This is a genomic window from Mesorhizobium sp. M8A.F.Ca.ET.181.01.1.1 (genome assembly GCF_004792025.1).
Lineage (GTDB): Bacteria > Pseudomonadota > Alphaproteobacteria > Rhizobiales > Rhizobiaceae > Mesorhizobium.
This window is the reverse complement of sequence record NZ_SRTV01000033.1, coordinates 1-1733: the sequence shown is the minus strand read 5'-3', so window position 1 is coordinate 1733 and position 1733 is coordinate 1. Positions and strand designations below refer to the sequence as shown.

The 1733-nt window shown below is 61.7% G+C and carries 1 protein-coding gene; it reads left to right on the top strand.

The genetic code is table 11. The annotated features are described in order from the left end of the window. Positions 1–1731, top strand: a 1731-nt coding sequence (gene cysC / locus EN824_RS33420) for an adenylyl-sulfate kinase (RefSeq protein WP_135931038.1), incomplete at its 5' end; no start/stop codon positions are given. Positions 1732–1733 lie beyond the last annotated feature (2 nt).

Genomic DNA, 1733 nt, shown 5'->3' with positions numbered 1-1733 from the left:
GGCACGACGGGCGACGACATCGACTTCGCGCTGCTGGTCGACGGCCTCGAGGCCGAGCGCGAGCAAGGCATCACAATCGACGTCGCCTACCGCTTCTTCGCCACGCCGAAGCGCAAGTTCATCGTCGCCGACACGCCCGGCCACGAACAATATACCCGCAACATGGCGACCGGTGCCTCGACCGCCGATCTGGCGATCGTGCTGATCGATGCCCGGCAGGGTATGCTGCGCCAGACCCGGCGCCATTCGATCATCGCCTCGCTGCTCGGCATTCGCCACATCGTGCTGGCGGTCAACAAGATCGATCTTGTCGATTTCGACCAGGCGGTCTTCGACAGCATCGTCGAGGACTACCGGCAGTTCTCAGGCGATCTCGGTTTCCAGACCATGGTGCCGATCCCGATGTCGGCCCGTTATGGCGACAATGTCAGCCGCCGCTCGGACAGCATGAAGTGGTATTCCGGCCCGACGCTGATCGAGCAACTCGAAACCGTCTCGGTCGACGAAGTCACCGCCGAGCTGCCGTTCCGCTTTCCGGTTCAGTACGTCAATCGCCCCAATCTCGATTTTCGCGGCTTCGCCGGCACCATCGCGTCCGGCACCATTGCGCAAGGCGACGAGGTCGTCGTCGCCAAATCGGGCAAGTCCTCGCATGTCAAACGCATCGTCGCCTATGGCGGCGATCTCAAACAGGCGGTGGCCGGCCAGGCCATAACGCTCGTCCTTGACGACGAGGTCGAGGTTTCCAGGGGCAACATGCTGGTTTCACCGGCCGCGCGGCCGCAGGTCGCCGACCAGTTCGCCGCCAACATCGTCTGGTTCGACGAGCATGCGCTGCTGCCGGGCCGCTCCTATATCCTGCGCACCGAGACCGATCAGACCAGCGCCACCGTCACCGACTTGAAATACCGCATCAACGTCAACGACTTTGGCCATGAGGCGGCCAAGTCGCTCGAGATGAATGAAGTCGGCATCTGCAACATCTCGACGCGGGCGCCGATTGCCTTCGACCCGTTTGGCGAGAACCGGACCACTGGCGCCTTTATCCTGATCGATCGCATCAGCAACGCCACGGTTGGCGCCGGCATGATCGTGCACTCGCTGCGCCGCGCCGAAAACATCCATTGGCAATCGCTCGATGTCGGCAAGCGCGTGCGCGCCGACATGAAGAACCAGCGGCCGGCCGTGTTCTGGTTCACGGGGCTTTCGGGTTCCGGCAAGTCTACCATCGCCAACCTGTTCGAGAAGAAGCTGTTCGCCACAGGCCGCCATACCTATATTCTCGATGGCGACAATGTCCGTCACGGTCTCAACCGCGACCTCGGATTCACCGATGCCGATCGCGTCGAGAACATTCGCCGCGTCGCCGAAGTGGCCAAGCTGATGGCCGATGCCGGGCTGATCGTCATTGTCTCCTTCATTTCGCCGTTCAGCGCCGAGCGGCGCATGGCCAGGGAATTGATGGCCGATGGCGAGTTCATCGAGGTGTTTGTCGACACGCCTTTCGAGGAATGCGCCAGGCGTGACCCGAAGGGTCTCTACGCGCGCGCGCTGAATGGCGAGATCAAGAATTTCACCGGTGTCGATTCTCCTTACGAAGCACCGGAGAAACCGGAGATCCATCTCAAGACGCTCGGCAAGTCGGCCGAAGAGATGGTAGATACCCTGGAACACTGGCTGGACGAGCGTGACATTGCCGAAGAGCAATATGACAATGGCGGCGGCATCTGACG